This window comes from Stenotrophomonas maltophilia (genome assembly GCF_001676385.1).
GTDB lineage: Bacteria > Pseudomonadota > Gammaproteobacteria > Xanthomonadales > Xanthomonadaceae > Stenotrophomonas > Stenotrophomonas maltophilia_J.
Genome location: NZ_LYVJ01000005.1, coordinates 153,488 through 171,096, shown reverse-complemented (window position 1 = coordinate 171,096; position 17,609 = coordinate 153,488). Strand labels below are relative to the sequence as shown.

The window sequence follows — 17,609 nt, the reverse complement described above, 5'->3', positions numbered from 1 at the left end:
CAGCGGGAAGGCAAGCTTGAGCACGCATCGGCCGCAGCATTCAGCGTCGGTTTCAGTGGCGGTGCCATTCTCTGGATCGTCGGTTGGTTCCCACGACGTACTGTCCTATCGATGCCGGTAGTGACCGATGGTCGCAGTCGTAGAATCGATTTGACCGAGGTCCGGGTTGTGCGGTTGAGCCCGCCTCGTTCGCATTGCAGTACGTCGTGCGCTGAAAGGTCTGTTCCCGGGGAGGGGGCGTATCGGAAGAGCACACTTTTTCACTGAGTGACCTGTACCAGGAAACAAGAATGAACGTCCGCGAACTCCTGCAATCCAAGAAAGAAGCTGTCATCACCATCGACGCGGAAGACACCATCGGTGCCGCCGCCCACAAGATGAGCGCGAACAGGATCGCTGCCCTGGTGGTGATGAAGGACGATGCCCCGGTCGGCATCATTTCCGAGAAGGACATCGTGCGTACCCTGGCCGACGATGGTCCGCAGGCCGGTCGCCGGGTGATTTCCAGCCTGCCGTCCACGGGCCTGGAAGGCATTTCGCCGGAGGCGACCCTGAAACAGGCCATGTCGCTGATGACGTACTCGCGGCGCCGTCATCTGATGGTCACCGAAGGCAGTCGCCTGGTGGGCATCCTCAGCCTGGGCGATATCGTGAAGAACCTGCTGGGTGAGCTGGAGCTGGAAAAGGCCGTGCTGCAGGACATCTACATGGCGGCCCACTGAGGCTGCCGCGCTGCAACCAGGGAAGCCGGGCATTGCCCGGCTTCTTCGTTCGCGGCGTTGGTGAAATCAGAACGTGACCTTCACCGAGTCGGCGCTGTAGGTGGCCGGACCGTGGTAGACCACTTCGATGTTGTTGCCATCCGGGTCGAGCACGAAGGCACCGTAGTAGCCCGGGTGGTAGGGGCGCTCGCCCGGCGCGCCGTTGTCGGTGCCACCGGCGGCGATCGCGGCCGCATGGAAAGCATCGACGGTGGCAGTGTCGCGCGCCTGGAAGGCGAGATGATGGCGGCCGGTCAGCTGGCCGGCGGCGGCACGGCTGCTGGCGGTGGAGATGAACAGCTCGTCGGCCCAGAAGAAGTCGGGACCCTCGCCGGCAATCGGAATGCCGATCGTATCGAACACCGCCTGGTAGAAGCGGCGGCTGGCCTCCAGGTCACGCACCACCAGCTGCAGGTGGTCGATCAGGCGGCCGCGGTGCAGTTCCATCGTTTCCATACGGACCTCGCAAAAAAAGGGGACGGAGGGGATTAAGTCGCTTCCAGCCAATAGTGCCAGAAACGGCTTAATCCCCTCCGTCCCCTTTTATCAGTTGGCGATGATCTCGACCCAGTAGCCGTCCGGGTCCTTGATGAAGGCCAGGTTCTTCATGCGGCCGTCGGTCAGGCGCTTCTGGAACGCCACGCCGAGATTTTCGAAGCGCTGGCAGGCGGCCTCGATGTCCGGCACCGATACGCAGATGTGGCCGAAACCGCGCGGGTCGCTGTTGCCGTCGTGGTAGACCGCGCCGTCCTGGGTTTCGGTGCCGTGGTTGTGGGTCAGTTCCAGCACGCCCGGCAGGCCGGCCATCCACATGCGGCGCTGTGCATCGTCCTCCGGCACCACCGCGCCGGCCGGTACGTAGGCCAGGAAGTACAGGCTGAACTCTGCATCGGGGAAATCGCGCTTGTCGATCAGCTGGTAGCCGAGCACGCGGGTGTAGAAGTCCAGCGAGGCGGTGATGTCCTTGACCCGCAGCATGGTGTGGTTGAACACGAAGCCGGTGGTCTCGGCCGGGGCCTGGGCGGTGACGCCGGGGACGTCGCGCAGGGCGGGAATGGTCATGGGGAGGTCCTTCAGACGGGGCCGTTGCCGGCCGGATGGCCCATTCTACCGGCCGGCACCTGACGGCACCGCGACGTACAATGGGCAGATCGCACCGTTCCGTCCTGACAACGATTGCCCGCCATGTCGCAGCGTGAATGGGTGGCCGCCGCCATCCGCAAGATCGAAGCCGATTTCAACCGTTCCGCCGATACCCACCTGATCCCGCTGGCGCTGCCCGGGTTCGAAGGCATCGACCTGTACCTCAAGGACGAATCGAGCCATCCCACCGGCAGTCTCAAGCACCGGCTGGCGCGCTCGCTGTTCCTGTACGCGCTGGCCAATGGCTGGCTGCGCGAGGGCCGGCCGGTGATCGAGGCCTCCAGCGGCTCGACCGCTGTCTCCGAAGCCTATTTCGCGCGGCTGCTCGGCTTGCCGTTCATCGCGGTGATCCCGGCCACCACCTCGCCGGAGAAGATCGCCGCGATCGAGTTCCACGGTGGCCGCTGCCACCTGGTCGAGCGCGCCTGCGACCTCAACTGCGACTCGGAGAAGCTGGCCCGCGAAACCGGCGGCCACTTCATGGACCAGTTCACCTACGCCGAACGCGCGACGGACTGGCGTGCCAACAACAACATCGCCGAATCCATCTTCAAGCAGATGGCCGAAGAGCCCAGCCCGGTTCCGGAATGGATCGTGTGCAGCCCGGGCACCGGCGGTACCGCCGCCACGCTGGGCCGTTATGTCAGCTACCGCCGGCATGACACCCGCATCCTGTGCGCGGACCCGGAAGTGTCGGTGTTCTTCGACGGCTACAAGGCTGCCGTGGCCGGTGAACAGGACTGGCGTGACCTGACCTGCAGCGGCGGTTCGCGCGTGGAAGGCATCGGCCGGCCACGGGTGGAGCCGAGTTTCATCCCGACCAGCGTCGATGCGATGGTGAAGGTGCCCGACGCGCTGAGCCTGGCCGCGATGCGCCATGTCAGCCGCCAGTTGGGGCGCCGTGTCGGTGGCTCGACCGGGACCAACTTCATCGGTGTGCTGCAGGCCGCGCAGTGGATGCGCGAGGCGGGCCACCAGGGCAGCATCGTCAGCATCCTCTGCGACAGCGGCGAGCGCTATGCGCAGAGCTATTACGACCCGGCGTGGTACGCGCGCCAGGGCATCGAAGTCGACCGTGCCGATGCACAGCTGGCCGCAGCGGTGGCGGGGCAGGGCTTGCCCGAGCTGCCGTGGTGCAGCCTGGAAGCGGTGTAACGCCCTCGCAGAGCCGAGGCACGCTCGACTGCTTTCCGTTCCGGATGCTTGACCCGGTAGCAGGCGCCAAGAGCAGTCGAGCATGGCTCGACGCTGCACATTCAGTACCCCGCCGCGGTGAACGCATCCAGCACCGCATCGCGCAGTGCGTCCGGCAGTGCCTCGATATCCATCGCGCGGTCATCCAGGTGCAGGCCCGGGTCAAGGATGCTGGCGCGGCCCTGGGCCAGCGCCTGCAGCCACAGCAGCACGCAGATCACGAACTCGCGCTCGTGGCCCGGCTGCAGCTGGCTGGCGCCGCGTTCGATCACCTCGAACGGGTACCACTCCTGGGCGTCATCGAATGTGCCGCCCTGCTGCAGTACCGCCTGCAGCTGCTGCAGGTGGCGCGTGGCGTCATCGCCGTCATCGCACAGCGCGGCGATCCAGGCCAGTTCGGCCGGGCTGGCGGACAACGCCAGTGAACAGGCCGGTGAGGCGGATGCATCTGCAGCCAGACCTTCCATGTGGGGCCTCTTTCGGTACATGCCGCTGCGGGCTCCCCCGCAGCCAGAGCTTCGGCGCTGGACCGTAAGGCCGACGTGAATGCCGGGCCGTGCCCCCTTGTCAGCCGGGCCTGCCAGCGCCATATCGGGAGCGCTGCCCGCCTGCCGGGCCCGTACCCTGGAGATCTGCCGTGACCGTTGCCAACCCCCTGCTCGATTTTTCCGGCCTGCCGCGCTTCGAGGCGATCCGCCCGGAGCACGTGGCGCCGGCGCTGGACGTGTTGCTGGCCGAGGCCGAAGCCGCCGTCAGCCAGGCCGAGCAGGTGCAGCCGGTGCGCTGGGAGACCTTCGTCACCCCGTTGGACGACGCGACCGAGCGACTGTGGCGCGCCTGGGGCCTGGTCGGCCACCTGCAGGGCGTGGTCAACACGCCGGAACTGCGCGAGGCCTACAACAGCAACCTGCCGCGGGTGACCCGTTTCGCCAGCGCGCTGGGCCAGAACCTGGCGCTGTATCGCCAGTACCAGACACTGGCCGCCAGCCCGGACGCTGCGACATTCGATGAGGCCCAGCGCAGGGTGCTGGACAACACCCTGCGTGATTTCCGTCTCGGTGGTGCCGAACTGGCGCCCGAGGCCCAGCAGCGCTTCGCTGCGATCAAGGAGGAGCTGTCGGCGCTGTCGGCGAAGTTCTCGCAGAACGTGCTGGATGCCACCGATGCGTGGTCGCTGCTCGTCGAGGACGAGGCGCGCCTGGCGGGGTTGCCGGACGATGTGAAGGCGGCCGCGCGGGCCGCCGCGGAGAAGGACGGTTCGCACGGCTGGAAGCTGACCCTGCAGATGCCCTGCTACCTGCCGGTGCAGACCTGGGCCGAAGATCGTGACCTGCGCGAGATCCTGTATCGCGCCAGCGCGCAGCGCGCCTCCGAGTTCGGCGACGACGCGCTGGACAACAGCGGGAACATCGACCGCATCCTGGCCCTGCGCGCGGAACTGGCCGCGCTGCTGGGCTTCGGTTCGTACGGTGAGTATTCGGTGGCGACCAAGATGGCGCAGGACCCGGCCGAAGTGCTGTCCTTCCTGCGTGATCTCGCCACGCGGGCCAAGCCGTTCGCCGCCAAGGACCGTGCCGAGCTGGAGCAGTTCGCGCGCGCGCAGCTCGGCATCGACGACCTGCAGGCCTGGGACCTGGCGTTCGCCGCCGACCGCCTGAAGCAGGCGCGCTACAGCTACTCCGAGCAGGAGGTGAAGCAGTACTTCACTGAACCGAAGGTGCTGGCGGGCCTGTTCTCGGTGATCGAGCAGCTGTACGGCCTGAGCGTGCAGCCGGACAGCGCGCCGGTCTGGCATGAAGATGTGCGCTTCTTCCGCCTGGTGGATGCGCAGGGTGGGCTGGTCGGGCAGTTCTATCTGGACCTGTACGCACGCGAGGGCAAGCGCGGCGGCGCGTGGATGGACGATTGCCGCAACCGTCGCGTGCATGCCGATGGCAGCGTGCAGACACCACTGGTCTACCTGGTATGCAACTTCGGCCGCGGCGCCAACGGCAAACCGGCAACCTTCAGCCACAACGAAGTGACCACCCTGTTCCATGAAATGGGGCACGGCCTGCACCAGCTGCTGACCCGGATCGGCGAGCTGGGCGTCGCCGGCATCAACGGCGTGGAATGGGACGCGGTGGAGCTGCCCAGCCAGTTCATGGAGAACTTCTGCTGGGAATGGGATCACCTGCAGGGCATGACCGCGCACGTGGACAGTGGCGAGCCGCTGCCGCGCGCGCTGTACGAGCGCATGCTGGCTGCACGCAACTTCCACAGCGGCATGGCCACCGTACGGCAACTGGAATTCGGCCTGTTCGACATGCTGCTGCACAGCCAGTTCGAGCCGGCGCAGGACAGCGTGCTGGCGTTGCTCGACCGCGTGCGCGCGGAAGTGGCAGTGAACCACCCGCCGGCCTGGAACCGGTTCCCGCACCAGTTCAGCCATATCTTCGCCGGCGGCTACGCGGCCGGTTACTACAGCTACAAGTGGGCCGAGGTACTCAGTGCCGACGCCTATGCGGCGTTCGAGGAGGCGCCGCAGGCGCTGGCCGAAACCGGCGCGCGCTTCCGCGACGAGATCCTCTCGCGCGGCGGTAGCCGCCCGGCGGCGGAGAACTTCAGGGCCTTCCGCGGCCGTGCACCGCAGATCGACGCGCTGCTGCGCCACTCGGGCATGGCGTAACCGCAAAAAAGGGGACGGAGGGGATTAAGTCGTTTGTGCACAAACGACTTAATCCCCTCCGTCCCCTTTTTTCATTCGGCGTAGATCATTTTCCGGGTCATGCCGCCGTCGACGATGAAATCCTGGCCGGTGGTGAAGCCGGACAGCGACGACAGCAGGTAGACCGCCAGCGCGCCGATGTCCTCGGGGCGGCCGACGCGGCCGACCGGGTGCTGCGCATGATCGGTGGCCGAGTACTGCGGTTCGTGACGTCGCGAAGGTGCCTGCCATGCCGTGGTGCCGATCCAGCCGGGGCTGATGCTGTTCACCCGCACGGCGGGGCCACTGCTGATCGCCAGCGCATGGGTGAAGGCCACCAGCGCGCCCTTGGCGGCTGCGTAGGCTTCGCTGTGCGCTTCGGATTGCCAGGCGCGGGTCGAGGCGATGTTGATGATCGCGCCGGCGCCACTGGCGGTCAGCGCCGGCAGTGCGTGCTTGCTGCACAGGAAGGCGCCGTGCAGCGAGGACAGGCGGCGCTGCCACTCTTCCCACGCCATGTCCTGCAGCAGCGTGCCATGCGGACCGGCGATGCCGGCATTGTTGACCAGCCCGTCGATGCGGTCGAAGCGCTGCAGGGCCGTGGCGATGAAGTCGCGCACGCTGGCCTCGTCGGTGATGTCCAGGCGCTGGAATGCGGCATCCTCACCGCGCTGCCATTCCGCCAGGCACGCCTCGCCGGCCTCCACGTCCAGGTCGCCGATCAGCACCTGCCCACCGGCACCCAGCACGGCCTGGGCGATGCCACGGCCGATGCCGTTGGCGCCGCCGGTGACCAGCACCACCTTGCCCGACAGCGGGGCCAGCGGCCATGGAGTGATGGGCGGTGCCGCCGCGCTCATGCCAGGTCTTCGCCACGCAGGCGGCGATGCCAGCCGTCCACGCCGATGCGGTCCAGGGTCTGGATGTTGCGTTCGACGATCACGTCCGGATCGGGGAATGCATCCACCGCGCGCGCCACGCTGTCTTCGCGCAGCAGATGCAGGGTGGGATAGGGCGCACGGTTGGTGTAGTTGCTGGCATCGCCCGGCGCCACGCCTTCGAACTGGTAGTCCGGATGGAAGCTGGCCACCTGCAGGATGCCCTGCAGGTCCAGCGCCTCGATCGCCGCATCGGCGTTGTCGAGGAAGTCGTTGTAGTCGAGGAAATCGGTCAGCACCTGCGGATGCACGATCAGCGTGGTGTCGATCTGCTCGGCCGGCGTGTCGCGCAGCAGCACCAGTTCTTCGGCCAGCTGTTCGACCAGCGCTTCCGGCGTGGTCGCATCGCTCAGCACGAAGCGGACCTGGTCCTTCACATACACCGCCTTGGCGAACGGGCACAGGTTCAGGCCGATGACGATGCGCTCCAGCCACAGGCGGGTGGCGGCAATCGGGTCATCGGCGGGCAGGCTGGGATCGGTCATGGCGGGCACGTCGGTTGGCGGGCCCGCCATTGTAGGCGCGCCGCCGCCAACGCGCCGTCGAGCCATTGCCATGGGCAGCGCCCGGTGGGGGCATCAATCGCGGAAGTTGTTGAACTGCAGCGGCAGGTCGAACTTGCCGGCCTTCAGCACGGCGATCGCTTCCTGCAGGTCGTCACGCTTCTTGCCCTGCACGCGCAGCTTGTCGCCGTTGATCTGGCTTTCCACCTTCAGCTTGGCGTCCTTCAGTGTTGCCGCGATCTTCTTGGCGATTTTCTGCTCGATGCCCTGCTTGACGGTGATCTTCTGCCGGGCCTGGGCCAGGTTGGTCTCGATGTCGCCGAATTCCAGGCTGAGCACGTCGATGCCGCGCGCGGCCAGGCGTGCGCGCAGGATGTCGTTCATCTGCTTGAGCTGGAACTCGGTCGGTGCGAACTGGTTGATCACATCGCCGTCGCGCTCGAACCTGGCGTCGACGCCCTTGAAGTCGAAGCGCGTGCTCAGTTCGCGGTTGGCCTGGTCGATGGCGTTGGTCAGCTCGTGGGTGTCGACTTCGGACACGACGTCGAAGGAGGGCATGGGCGAAGCTCCGCAGGTTTCAGTGGCGATCATTCTATCTTGCCGGCCGGTGTGCCCGCTTTGTGTAGAGCCGAGCCCATGCTCGGCTGCCTTGTGAAGAACAGCCGAACGTGGGCTCGGCTCTACAGAAGGCGACGACCGGGCGATAATGGGCCATGAACGTGCAACGCTCTCCCTCGCGCGCGGTGGCCTGGATGGTCGCAGCGGTCGCCTGTTTCTCGCTGATGGATGCCGGCATGAAGCAGCTCTCGGCCAGCTATCCCACTCTGGAAGTGACGTTCCTGCGCGGCGCCGCCTCGCTGCCGTTCGTGCTGGTCTGGGTGCTGGCCAGCGCGGGTCCGCGCTCGCTGGTGCCGCGTCGCTGGGGCCTGCACCTGCTGCGTGGCGCGCTGGGCATGGCGATGATCGGCTGCTTCGTATTCGCCCTACGCGACCTGCCGTTGTCGACCGCCTACACCATCTACTTCGTGGCCCCATTGTTGATCGCCGCGCTGTCGGTGCCGCTGCTGGGCGAGCGGGTTGGCCCGCGGCGCTGGGTCGCTATCGGCATCGGCCTGGTCGGCGTGCTGGTGGTGTTGCGGCCGGGCGTGGACGGCTTCATCTCGGTGCCGGGCCTGATGGTGCTGGCTGCCGCCACTGCCTATGCCGTAGCCGCGATCACGGTCAGCCTGCTGACCCGCACCGATACGTCGCAGTCGATGGTGGTGTGGTTCCTGGTGATCATGGCCCTCGGCGCCGGTCTGCTGGCAGTCCCCGGCTGGGTGCCGCTGCAGCTGGCGCATGCGCCGCTGATCGCCGGCATGGGCCTGGCCGGCGCGCTGGGCCAGATTGCCCTGACCCGGGCCTTCCAGCTGGGGGAGGCTTCGTTGATCGCACCCCTGGAGTACAGCGGCCTGGTCTGGGTGATCGGCTGGGACCTGGCTTTCTGGGGCCAACTGCCCGATGGCTATACCTGGGTGGGCGCAGCGATCATCGTCGCCTCGGGCCTGTACCTGCTGCACCGCGAACGCCTGAACCGGGTGCAGCCGCCGAAGCCGTTGGATCATCCCTGAGCCGGTCTGGACAGGGAATGGGATCGAAGCCCCTGCGGGGATCCGATCCCGAGGTCAGATCCCCGCAGGAGCTCTGACCCCGGCCATTGCGCCGGCGCGGGCGCCTTAGAACCAAAAGGAATAACATTCTGGCCCATGGCGCGGGCGCGCGAGCGGCTGCGCTGGTAGGCTGCACGCCCCCTTCCGTCACCCAGCCGGTGAGCCACGCCTGTGATCGAGTTCCAGCGCCTGCACAAATCCTATGCCGTTGCCGGCCGCGAAGTCAGCGCGCTGCAACCGCTGAACCTCACCATCGAGGCCGGTGAGGTCTTCGGCATCATCGGTCATTCCGGCGCCGGCAAATCGACCCTGATCCGCATGATCAACCGGCTGGAAGAGCCCAGCGGTGGCCGCCTGCTGATCGGCGGCGAGGACGTCACCGCGCTGGATGCGGACGGCCTGCGCGCGCTGCGCCGGCGTATCGGCATGATCTTCCAGCACTTCAACCTGCTGTCCTCGCGCACGGTGGCTGGCAACGTCGCCTTCCCGCTGGAACTGGCCGGCACGCCGAAGGCGGAGATCGATGCGCGTGTGGCCGAGCTGCTGCAGACCGTGGGCCTGGAGGCGCACGCGCGGAAATACCCGGCACAGCTTTCCGGTGGCCAGAAGCAGCGTGTCGGCATCGCCCGCGCGCTGGCCACCCGCCCGCAGATCCTGCTGTGCGACGAGGCAACCAGCGCATTGGATCCGCAGACCACGGCCTCGGTGCTGTCGCTGCTGTCGAAGATCAACCGCGAGCTGGGCCTGACCATCGTACTGATCACCCATGAGATGGACGTGATCCGCCGCGTCTGTGACCGGGTTGCCGTGCTCGACGCCGGCCAGATGGTCGAGACCGGGCCGGTGACCCAGGTGTTCCTGCACCCGCAGCATCCGACCACGCGCCGTTTCGTCAGCGAGTCGGAGCATGTGGACGAAGGTGCGCTGCACCGCGATTTCGACGCCGTGGGGGGACGCATCGTGCGCCTGACCTTCCTGGGCGGCGATACCTATGAACCCCTGCTCGGCAGCGTCGCGCGGCAGACCGGGGTCGACTACAACATCCTGTCCGGCCGGATCGACCGGATCAAGGACACCCCGTATGGCCAGCTGGTGGTCGCCCTGGTGGGCGGCGACCAGTCCGCCGCGCAGGCCGCGTTCGTGGCCGCCGGCGTTCACGTTGAGGAACTGCGTCGATGATCATCGCGACTGCCGGCGGCTTCTTCCGCCACCTGGATGCGGGCAAGTGGGCCGATATCGGCCAGGCCACCCTCGACACCCTGCTGATGCTGATCGGTTCACTGCCACTGACGCTGGCCATCGGCCTGCCGTTGGGCGTGCTGCTGTATCTGTTCGGCGCACCGCAGATGAAGCGGCGGCCGATCGCCTACGGCGTGCTGGCGCTGGTGGTGAACCTGCTGCGCTCGGTGCCCTTCATCATCCTGATGATCGTGCTGATTCCGGTCACGCTGTTCCTGATGGGAACCTCGCTGGGCGTGCGCGGCGCGATCGTGCCGCTGGTGATCGGCGCGGCGCCGTTCTACGCCCGCCTGGTCGAGACTGCGCTGCGCGAAGTGGATCGCGGCGTGATCGAGGCCACCCAGGCGATGGGCGCCACCACCTGGCAGCTGGTTACCCGCGTGCTGCTGCCGGAAGCCCGGCCCGGGTTGATCGCCGGTGCGACCGTCACCACCGTGGCGCTGATCGGCTTCACTGCGATGGGCGGTGCGATCGGTTCCGGCGGCCTCGGCGACCTTGCCTTCCGCGATGGCTACCAGCGTTCGCATACCGACGTGGCTCTGGTCACCGTGGTTCTGCTGCTGGTGCTGGTCCAGCTGCTGCAGATGTTCGGCGACCGCCTGGTCGCGCATTACAGCCGCAGATGACAGCAGGCCGGGCGGCGCCCGGCATCGTCCGGTGCATCGCGGTAGCCGGCCGGCGGCCGGCTCTGCTCCATTGCGTGGAAACGGTAGTGTCGGCCGCTGGCCGACAACCCCATGTGCGGTCAGCGCACGTTCGGTACTTCGTAACCCAGCTTGCCAACCTGCTCCGGGTGCTGTGGCACGCGCTTGAGCTTGTCGGTGTTCACGCCGTACTCGTCGCGCAGTCGCTCGGCCAGCTCCTTGTACAGGGCTTTGTCCATGTCCGGCGTACGGGCGAAGATCCAGGCCATTTCACGGCCCGGGTAGCCGATGAGGGCCCACGAATAGTCCGGGGCCACTTCCAGTACCCGCGAATGGGTGGGTACCACACGGTAGAACCAGGTGCGCCAGCCATGGTTGCCGCTGCCCGGATCAACACTGGCGCGGGCACGGATCTCCTGCAGCGGTTCACCAAAGCCATCGCGGTAGCGGTAGGTGATGGCCACCTTGTGATCATCGCGCAGCGCGTACTCATTGACGCTGGCGACATGGCCACGCTCGATGAAGTTCGGCACGCGGCCGATCACATACCAGGTGCCCATGAAACGCGTGAGGTCGATCGGTGCGTCCAGAGCGGCCGCGCCGGCGGTGCTGGCACGGGGCGATGGCGGCTCGTCGGCCGCCAGGGCGGGCGCCGCCAGGGACAGGGCCAGCAGAACGGCGCAGAACGGGCGGATCGAGGTCATGCGGGAGCGGGCTCCAGTGGGCTTGCCCGCGCATGGTCGACTGCGCGCACGCGATCCGTCAATGGTGTCGCAATCCATGAGAAGCGTCCGCCCCATGCTGTGCTGCGTTGCCTGCCGGAGAAGCTCCATGAACGCACGTCCCACCCGCCCTCCTCGAACTGAACGCGCCCGCGAGCGCGCGGATCCGCGCCTGCTGCGCAGCGCGCGGCAGCTGGCCCTGGCCGGGGTGGCGCTGGTCCTGGTATGGCCCGCGGCTCGTGGCAGCAGCGCCTGGCTGGGCTGGCTGCCGATGTGGCTGGTGGGCATGCCGCTCGCGGCGTGGTGGGCCCTGCTGCGCTTTCCATTGCCGCGCCTGTCGTGGCTGCGCCTGGCGCGGCGCAATGGTGGGCAGGCCCGTCGTCGCGCTGGCGCGCCCGCCCGCGCCCGACGGCGATCGACCGCCGCGGCCTGACCTTCGACACGGGGGAGCGTGTACCGTTCCGTGCTAGCGTTCCACGGCTTATGACTGCCTGGAGCTGCAATGCCACGACTCGCTTCCGCCTGCCTGCTGGCCGGCATGATGACCGCTGCCTCGGTGGGGACCGCCGTGGCCGCTGAAGACACCGATCGCTACGCGTGGCTGGAGGACGTGACTGGCGACAAGCCGCTGTCCTGGGTCAGGGAACAGAACGCCAAGGCCGAGGCGCGCCTGGCGCAGACCCCGGCCTTCAAGCAGATGGAGAACAGCATCCGCGAGGTGCTCGATTCCGATGCCAAGATTCCTGGCGTGCAGAAGATCGGTGACTACTACTACAACTTCTGGAAGGACAAGCAGCACGAACGCGGCGTGTGGCGCCGCACCACGCTGGCGGAGTACCGCAAGGCCTCGCCGCAGTGGGAGACCGTGCTCGACCTGGACGCACTGAACAAGGCCGAGGGCGAGAACTGGGTCTGGCACGGTGCCGACTGCCTGCGGCCGGATTACAGCCGCTGCCTGATCGCGCTGTCGCGCGGCGGCGCCGATGCCGACGTCACCCGTGAGTTCGACCTGGCCGGCAAGACCTGGGTCAAGGATGGTTTCTTCCGTCCGGAGTCGAAGGGGGGCCTCAACTGGGTCGATCGCGACACCGTGTTCGTCTATACCGATTTCGGCGCTGGTTCGATGACCACCTCCGGCTATCCGCGCGTGGCCAAGCTGTGGAAGCGCGGCACGCCGATGGCATCGGCGAGCGTGGTGTATGAAGGCAAGCCGGAAGACATGTACATCGCGGCGATGCACGACGACACGCCGGGCTTCGAGCGCAACCTGGTCAGCCGCACGCTGGCGTTCTACAACAACGAGCTCTACCTGCGTGGCGACGACGGCACGCTGACCAGGATCGACGCGCCGAATTCGGCCGAGAAGGGCCTGCACAAGCAGTGGCTGACCCTGGAACTGCGCGATCCGTGGACCGTGGGCGGCAAGACCTATGCGTCCGGTTCGCTGCTGGCGACCAGGCTGGACGATTTCCTGGCCGGCAAGCGCGACTTCGAGGTGCTGTTCACCCCGACCGCGACCACCTCACTGGCCGGCACGACCTGGACCCGGAGCCACCTGGTGCTGAACGTGCTGGACGACGTCAAGAACCGCCTGTCGGTACTGACTCCGGGTGCCAGCGGTTGGCAGAAGAGCGAGTTCGTCGGCGCCCCGGCCTTCGGCACGCTGGGCGTGGCTGCGGTGGACAGCAATGACAGCGACGCGGTGTGGCTGACCGCCACCGATTACCTGACGCCGACCACGCTGGCCCTGGCCGAGATCGGCCAGGCCCCGGAAACGCTGAAGACCATGCCGGCCTTCTTCGATGCCAAGGGCAAGGTGATCGAGCAGCACTTCGCCACCAGCAAGGACGGCACCCGCGTGCCGTATTTCGTGGTGCACGACAGGGCGATGAAGCTCGATGGCTCCAACCCGACCCTGCTGTATGGCTACGGTGGTTTCGAGATCTCGCTGACCCCGAGCTATTCCGGTGGCATGGGCCGCGCCTGGCTGGAGAAGGGCGGCGTGTACGTGGTCGCCAACATCCGCGGTGGCGGCGAGTACGGCCCGCGCTGGCACCAGGCGGCGCTGAAGCAGAACCGCCACAAGGCCTATGAAGACATGGCCGCGGTGGCGCGCGATCTGGTCAAGCGCAAGATCACCAGCGCCAAGCACCTGGGCGTGCAGGGGGGCAGCAACGGAGGCCTGCTGACCGGCAACATGCTGACCCAGTACCCGGAACTGTTCGGTGCGGTGGTGGTGCAGGTGCCGCTGCTGGACATGAAGCGCTACAGCCACCTGCTGGCGGGCGCCTCATGGATGGCCGAGTACGGCAACCCGGACACCAGCGACTGGGAGTTCATCAGGACCTTCTCGCCGTACCACCTGTTCGATGCGAAGAAGAACTACCCGCCGGTGCTGTTCACCACCTCGACCCGCGATGACCGCGTGCACCCGGGCCACGCCCGCAAGATGGCGGCGAAGATGATCGACGCGGGCAAGGATGTGACCTACTACGAGAACATCGAAGGGGGCCACGGCGGTGCCGCCAACAACGCACAGGCCGCGCACATGTCGGCGCTGGCCTACAGCTTCCTGTGGGAACGCTTGGGCGGCAAGTAAGCAGAATGAAAAACGCCGCCCCCGGGCGGCGTTTTTCTTTGGGACCACGCATCCACGCCATGCGTGGATGCCGTTCGCGCCGGCCGCTCAGGCGCTCCAGCGCTTCAGCCCGCGCGCAATCCGCTCCACCGCCTCCTGCAACCGTGGCACTTCCTGCGTGTAGGCCAGGCGCACGTGCTGGTTGGCGCGGTGGAAGCCGAAATCCAGGCCGGGGGTGAATGCCACGTGCTCGGTTTCCAGGAAGTGGGCGCAGAACGCCTGCGCGTCGTCGGTGAATGCGCTGACATCGGCGTACAGGTAGAACGCGCCCTGCGGCTCGACTTCGATACGGAAGCCCAGCTCACGCAGCGCGGGCAGCAGGAAGTCGCGGCGCTGGCGGAACGCCTCGCGGCGCTGCTCGAAGATCGCCATCGATTCTTCGCCGAAGCAGGCCAGCGCAGCATGCTGGGCAATGCTCGACGCGCTGATGTACAGGTTCTGCGCCAGCTTCTCCAGGTCCGGCACCGCCGCTGGGGGCGCCACCAGCCAGCCCAGCCGCCAGCCGGTCATGCCAAAGTACTTGGAAAAGCTGTTCAGCACGAACGCGCTGTCATCCACCTGCAGCACGCTGGGGGCATCCAGGCCGTAGGTCAGGCCATGGTAGATCTCGTCCACCACCAGGTGGCCGCCGCGCGCATGCAGTGACGTCGACAACGCCGCCAGCTCGCTTGCGGACAGCACGGTGCCGGTGGGGTTGGCCGGTGAGGCAACCAGCGCACCGACGCTGTCGGCATTCCAGTGCCGTTCGACCAGTGATGGCGTCAGCTGGTAGGCGGTCCCCGGCCCGACCGGGACCAGTTGTGCGCCGCCTTCCACCAGGCGCAGGAAGTGGCGGTTGCAGGGATAACCGGGGTCGGCCAGCAGCCAATGGCGGCCGGGATCGACCAGCAGGCTGCTGGCCAGCAGCAGTGCACCGGAACCGCCCGGGGTGACCAGGATGCGTTCGGGATCGATGTCCAGACCGTAGTGGCTGCGATAGAAGCCGCTGATCGCCTGCCGCAGCGCTGGCAGGCCGCGTGCGGCGGTGTAGCGGGTGTGGCCGGCGGCCAGCGCGGCCTGGCCGGCACGGACGACGGGCTCGGCGGTGGTGAAATCCGGTTCGCCGATTTCCAGGTGGATCACATCGTGGCCGGCCTGTTCCAGCGCCTGCGCGCGCGCCAGCAGGGACATCACGTGGAACGGGGCGATTTCATGGCTGCGCCGGCTGAAGCCCGGCGTGTGGGGCAGGGTACTCATGCCCGCATGGTACGCCGGTCGGCATGACCCATGACGATCCGCAGGGTTGCCGCATTGCAGGGATTGGGGTCAGATCCCTTTTCGGGAAAAGGGATCTGACCCCGCCGAAGACCATTGCATTGACGCGCCTGGAGCCTTACTTCATGAAATCCACCCTTTGCCTGTTGCTTGCCAGCCTGATGACCACGACTGCTACCGCTGCCACTCCGCCCGTTCCGCCGGATGCCGCCCGGCACCCGCATGTGGTCAAGGCGCCGTTTGGCGCGACCCGCAACGATGACTATTACTGGCTGCGCGACGACAAGCGCGAGAACAAGGACATGCTGGCCTACCTGCAGGCCGAGAACGCTTACGCCGACCAGTTGCTGGCGCCGCTGAAGCCGCTCGAAGACACCCTGTACAAGGAGATCGTCGGCCGCATCAAGCAGGACGATTCCAGCGTTCCGGCGCGTGAGCGCGGCTACTGGTACTACAGCCGCTTCGAGACCGGCCAGGACTACCCGATCCACGCCCGCCGCAAGGGCAGCATGGAGGCCGCCGAGGAAATCCTGCTCGACGTCAACGCGATGGCCGCCGGCAAGGGCTACTTCAACGTCGGCGCGATGGAAGTGAGCCAGGACAACCAGCTGCTGGCATGGGCCGAGGATGACGTCGGCCGCCGCCAGTACACCCTCCGTTTCAAGGACCTGCGGACCGGCCAGGTGCTGCCCGACGTCATCACCGGCAGCTCCGGCGACCTGGTCTGGGCCGATGACAACCGCACCGTGCTGTACGTCGAGAACGATCCGGAAACGCTGCTGACCGTGCGCGTGAAGAAGCACGTGCTGGGCACCCCGGCCAGCGCCGACACCGTCGTCTACGAAGAGAAGGACGACAGCTTCTACATGGGCATCGGCCGCACCCGTGACGATCGCTTCATCACCATCGGCGTGCACAGCACCGTGTCCTCCGAAGAGCGCTACGCGCCGGCCAGCGACCCCACCACCTTCACCGTGCTGGCGCCGCGCCAGCGTGACGTCGAGTACGACGCCGACCACTACGATGGCCGCTGGGTGATCCGCACCAACGATGGCGCGAAGAACTTCAAGCTGGTCACCGCCCCGACCGACGCCACTTCGCGCACGCAGTGGAAGGACTGGATCGCGCACGACGAGGCGGTGTTCATCGAAGGCTTCGAGCTGTTCGAGGGTTATACCGCCATCGCCGAACGCTCCGAGGGCCTGGAGCGCATCCGCCTGCTGTTCAAGGACGGCCGCAGCGACTACGTGAAGGCCGATGAACCGGCCTACTCGATGGGCCTGGGTGACAACACCGAAGCCGAGACGCCGTGGCTGCGCTACGTGTACACCTCGATGACCACGCCGACCACGGTATTCGAGCTGAACACCGCCACCGGCGAGCGTCGCCAGCTGAAGGTGCAGCCGGTGATCGGCTATGACGCATCGAAGTATGAAACCGACCGCGTCTGGATCACCGCGCGCGATGGCGTGAAGGTGCCGGTGTCGCTGGTCTACCGCAAGGGCTACCAGAAGGACGGCAAGGGTGCGCTGTTCCAGTACGCCTACGGCAGCTACGGCATGTCGATGGACCCGTATTTCAACCAGACGGCGGTGAGCCTGCTCGACCGTGGCGTGGTGTATGCCATTGCCCACATCCGTGGCGGCCAGGAAATGGGCCGCGACTGGTACGAGAACGGCAAGCTGCTGCACAAGCAGAACACCTTCAACGACTTCATCGACGTCACCCGTGGCCTGGTGGCGCAGGGCTGGGCGGCGAAGGATCGCGTGGCCGCGTCCGGCGGCAGCGCCGGCGGCCTGCTGATGGGCGCAGTGGCCAACCAGGCGCCGCAGGATTACCGGGTGATGGTGGCCCAGGTGCCGTTCGTCGACGTGGTCACCACCATGCTCGACCCGACCATTCCGCTGACCACCAACGAATACGACGAGTGGGGCAACCCGGAACAGAAGCAGTACTACGACTACATGCTGTCCTACTCGCCCTATGACAACGTGAAGCGGCAGGCCTACCCGGCGCTGTTCGTCGGTACCGGCCTGTGGGATTCGCAGGTGCAGTACTGGGAGCCGGCCAAGTGGGTGGCCAGGCTGCGCGACGACAACACCGGCCATTATCCGATCCTGTTCCGCACCAACATGGAAGCCGGCCACGGCGGCAAGTCGGGGCGCTTCCAGCGCTACCGCGAGCTGTCCGAGTCGTATGCCTTCGTGCTGCAGCAGCTGGGCATCGGGCAACCGTGAC

General features: G+C 66.9%; 18 protein-coding genes. 9 read left to right on the top strand and 9 right to left on the bottom strand.

Features of this window, described 5'->3' with window-relative positions; genetic code table 11:
• The first annotated feature begins 290 nt into the window (after positions 1–290).
• Positions 291–722, top strand: a complete 432-nt coding sequence (locus A9K58_RS08105; RefSeq protein ID WP_065198885.1) for a CBS domain-containing protein — start codon at positions 291–293, stop codon at positions 720–722.
• 66 nt (positions 723–788) lie between these two features.
• Here the strand turns inward: A9K58_RS08105 and A9K58_RS08100 are convergent, their stop codons facing one another.
• Together A9K58_RS08100 and gloA are read right to left on the bottom strand one after the other, a co-directional pair.
• Entirely contained in the window at positions 789–1,217 is a 429-nt protein-coding gene (locus A9K58_RS08100) for a VOC family protein (RefSeq protein WP_065198884.1), read from the bottom strand.
• A gap of 90 nt (positions 1,218–1,307) precedes the next feature.
• Positions 1,308–1,823 (bottom strand): lactoylglutathione lyase, encoded by a 516-nt coding sequence (gloA, locus tag A9K58_RS08095; protein WP_065198883.1) that lies wholly within the window; start codon positions 1,821–1,823, stop codon positions 1,308–1,310.
• Between the two features lie 123 nt (positions 1,824–1,946).
• Here gloA and A9K58_RS08090 point away from each other — a divergent pair, with 123 nt between their 5' ends.
• A complete protein-coding gene (locus A9K58_RS08090; protein ID WP_065198882.1) occupies positions 1,947–3,059 on the top strand; it encodes a PLP-dependent cysteine synthase family protein in 1,113 nt (370 codons plus the stop codon).
• Between the two features lie 101 nt (positions 3,060–3,160).
• On the opposite strand, the gene A9K58_RS08085 is transcribed toward A9K58_RS08090, so the two are convergent.
• Positions 3,161–3,565, bottom strand: coding sequence for a hypothetical protein (locus A9K58_RS08085; protein WP_065198881.1), 405 nt, complete (start codon positions 3,563–3,565; stop codon positions 3,161–3,163).
• 170 nt (positions 3,566–3,735) lie between these two features.
• Between A9K58_RS08085 and A9K58_RS08080 the strand changes: the two genes are divergently transcribed.
• Positions 3,736–5,766: a M3 family metallopeptidase gene (locus tag A9K58_RS08080; RefSeq protein WP_065198880.1), complete on the top strand. Its 2,031-nt coding sequence runs from the start codon at positions 3,736–3,738 to the stop codon at positions 5,764–5,766.
• Between the two features lie 71 nt (positions 5,767–5,837).
• On the opposite strand, the gene A9K58_RS08075 is transcribed toward A9K58_RS08080, so the two are convergent.
• The 3 genes from A9K58_RS08075 to A9K58_RS08065 form a co-directional block, all read right to left on the bottom strand.
• A complete protein-coding gene (locus tag A9K58_RS08075; protein WP_065198879.1) occupies positions 5,838–6,644 on the bottom strand; it encodes an SDR family oxidoreductase in 807 nt (268 codons plus the stop codon).
• Entirely contained in the window at positions 6,641–7,207 is a 567-nt protein-coding gene (locus A9K58_RS08070; protein ID WP_065198878.1) for a DUF1415 domain-containing protein, read from the bottom strand. The genes A9K58_RS08075 and A9K58_RS08070 overlap by 4 nt, the downstream gene beginning before the upstream one ends.
• A gap of 93 nt (positions 7,208–7,300) precedes the next feature.
• Positions 7,301–7,783 (bottom strand): YajQ family cyclic di-GMP-binding protein, encoded by a 483-nt coding sequence (locus A9K58_RS08065; RefSeq protein ID WP_065198877.1) that lies wholly within the window; start codon positions 7,781–7,783, stop codon positions 7,301–7,303.
• A gap of 155 nt (positions 7,784–7,938) precedes the next feature.
• Here A9K58_RS08065 and A9K58_RS08060 point away from each other — a divergent pair, with 155 nt between their 5' ends.
• The 3 genes from A9K58_RS08060 to A9K58_RS08050 all read left to right on the top strand — a co-directional run bounded on the left by A9K58_RS08060 (position 7,939) and on the right by A9K58_RS08050 (position 10,739).
• The gene (locus tag A9K58_RS08060; RefSeq protein WP_065198876.1) at positions 7,939–8,835 is read left to right on the top strand and encodes a DMT family transporter; all 897 of its coding nucleotides are present in this window, start codon (positions 7,939–7,941) and stop codon (positions 8,833–8,835) included.
• A 210-nt stretch (positions 8,836–9,045) separates the two neighbouring features.
• Complete coding sequence (locus tag A9K58_RS08055) at positions 9,046–10,053, top strand: methionine ABC transporter ATP-binding protein (RefSeq protein WP_065198875.1); 1,008 nt, start codon at positions 9,046–9,048, stop codon at positions 10,051–10,053.
• Positions 10,050–10,739, top strand: a complete 690-nt coding sequence (locus A9K58_RS08050; RefSeq protein ID WP_065198874.1) for a methionine ABC transporter permease — start codon at positions 10,050–10,052, stop codon at positions 10,737–10,739. Before A9K58_RS08055 ends, A9K58_RS08050 begins: the two co-directional genes overlap by 4 nt.
• 119 nt (positions 10,740–10,858) lie before the next feature.
• On the opposite strand, the gene A9K58_RS08045 is transcribed toward A9K58_RS08050, so the two are convergent.
• The gene (locus A9K58_RS08045; protein ID WP_065198873.1) at positions 10,859–11,461 is read right to left on the bottom strand and encodes a lipocalin family protein; all 603 of its coding nucleotides are present in this window, start codon (positions 11,459–11,461) and stop codon (positions 10,859–10,861) included.
• Positions 11,462–11,588: 127 nt separating this feature from the next.
• Between A9K58_RS08045 and A9K58_RS08040 the strand changes: the two genes are divergently transcribed.
• Entirely contained in the window at positions 11,589–11,912 is a 324-nt protein-coding gene (locus A9K58_RS08040) for a hypothetical protein (protein WP_065198872.1), read from the top strand.
• A gap of 69 nt (positions 11,913–11,981) precedes the next feature.
• Entirely contained in the window at positions 11,982–14,078 is a 2,097-nt protein-coding gene (locus tag A9K58_RS08035) for a prolyl oligopeptidase family serine peptidase (protein ID WP_065198871.1), read from the top strand.
• Between the two features lie 87 nt (positions 14,079–14,165).
• On the opposite strand, the gene A9K58_RS08030 is transcribed toward A9K58_RS08035, so the two are convergent.
• Both A9K58_RS08030 and A9K58_RS20185 read right to left on the bottom strand, forming a co-directional pair.
• Positions 14,166–15,353 (bottom strand): pyridoxal phosphate-dependent aminotransferase, encoded by a 1,188-nt coding sequence (locus A9K58_RS08030; protein ID WP_065198870.1) that lies wholly within the window; start codon positions 15,351–15,353, stop codon positions 14,166–14,168.
• A 136-nt stretch (positions 15,354–15,489) separates the two neighbouring features.
• Positions 15,490–15,558, bottom strand: coding sequence for a hypothetical protein (locus tag A9K58_RS20185; RefSeq protein WP_353088925.1), 69 nt, complete (start codon positions 15,556–15,558; stop codon positions 15,490–15,492).
• Between A9K58_RS20185 and A9K58_RS08025 the strand changes: the two genes are divergently transcribed.
• On the top strand, positions 15,533–17,608 hold the full coding sequence (locus A9K58_RS08025) for a S9 family peptidase (RefSeq protein ID WP_407070824.1): 2,076 nt from the start codon (positions 15,533–15,535) through the stop codon (positions 17,606–17,608). The two genes, A9K58_RS20185 and A9K58_RS08025, sit on opposite strands and share 26 nt — an antisense overlap.
• The last annotated feature ends 1 nt before the right edge of the window (position 17,609 follow it).

Bases quoted from the DNA above. Each gene is read 5' to 3' on its own strand.
- A9K58_RS08105 (WP_065198885.1), top strand. From the start codon at position 291: ATGAACGTCCGCGAACTCCTGCAATCCAAGAAAGAAGCTGTCATCACC.
- A9K58_RS08100 (WP_065198884.1), bottom strand. From the start codon at position 1,217: ATGGAAACGATGGAACTGCACCGCGGCCGCCTGATCGACCACCTGCAG.
- gloA (WP_065198883.1), bottom strand. From the start codon at position 1,823: ATGACCATTCCCGCCCTGCGCGACGTCCCCGGCGTCACCGCCCAGGCC.
- A9K58_RS08090 (WP_065198882.1), top strand. From the start codon at position 1,947: ATGTCGCAGCGTGAATGGGTGGCCGCCGCCATCCGCAAGATCGAAGCC.
- A9K58_RS08085 (WP_065198881.1), bottom strand. From the start codon at position 3,565: ATGGAAGGTCTGGCTGCAGATGCATCCGCCTCACCGGCCTGTTCACTG.
- A9K58_RS08075 (WP_065198879.1), bottom strand. From the start codon at position 6,644: ATGAGCGCGGCGGCACCGCCCATCACTCCATGGCCGCTGGCCCCGCTG.
- A9K58_RS08070 (WP_065198878.1), bottom strand. From the start codon at position 7,207: ATGACCGATCCCAGCCTGCCCGCCGATGACCCGATTGCCGCCACCCGC.
- A9K58_RS08065 (WP_065198877.1), bottom strand. From the start codon at position 7,783: ATGCCCTCCTTCGACGTCGTGTCCGAAGTCGACACCCACGAGCTGACC.
- A9K58_RS08060 (WP_065198876.1), top strand. From the start codon at position 7,939: ATGAACGTGCAACGCTCTCCCTCGCGCGCGGTGGCCTGGATGGTCGCA.
- A9K58_RS08050 (WP_065198874.1), top strand. From the start codon at position 10,050: ATGATCATCGCGACTGCCGGCGGCTTCTTCCGCCACCTGGATGCGGGC.
- A9K58_RS08045 (WP_065198873.1), bottom strand. From the start codon at position 11,461: ATGACCTCGATCCGCCCGTTCTGCGCCGTTCTGCTGGCCCTGTCCCTG.
- A9K58_RS08040 (WP_065198872.1), top strand. From the start codon at position 11,589: ATGAACGCACGTCCCACCCGCCCTCCTCGAACTGAACGCGCCCGCGAG.
- A9K58_RS08035 (WP_065198871.1), top strand. From the start codon at position 11,982: ATGCCACGACTCGCTTCCGCCTGCCTGCTGGCCGGCATGATGACCGCT.
- A9K58_RS08030 (WP_065198870.1), bottom strand. From the start codon at position 15,353: ATGAGTACCCTGCCCCACACGCCGGGCTTCAGCCGGCGCAGCCATGAA.
- A9K58_RS08025 (WP_407070824.1), top strand. From the start codon at position 15,533: ATGACCACGACTGCTACCGCTGCCACTCCGCCCGTTCCGCCGGATGCC.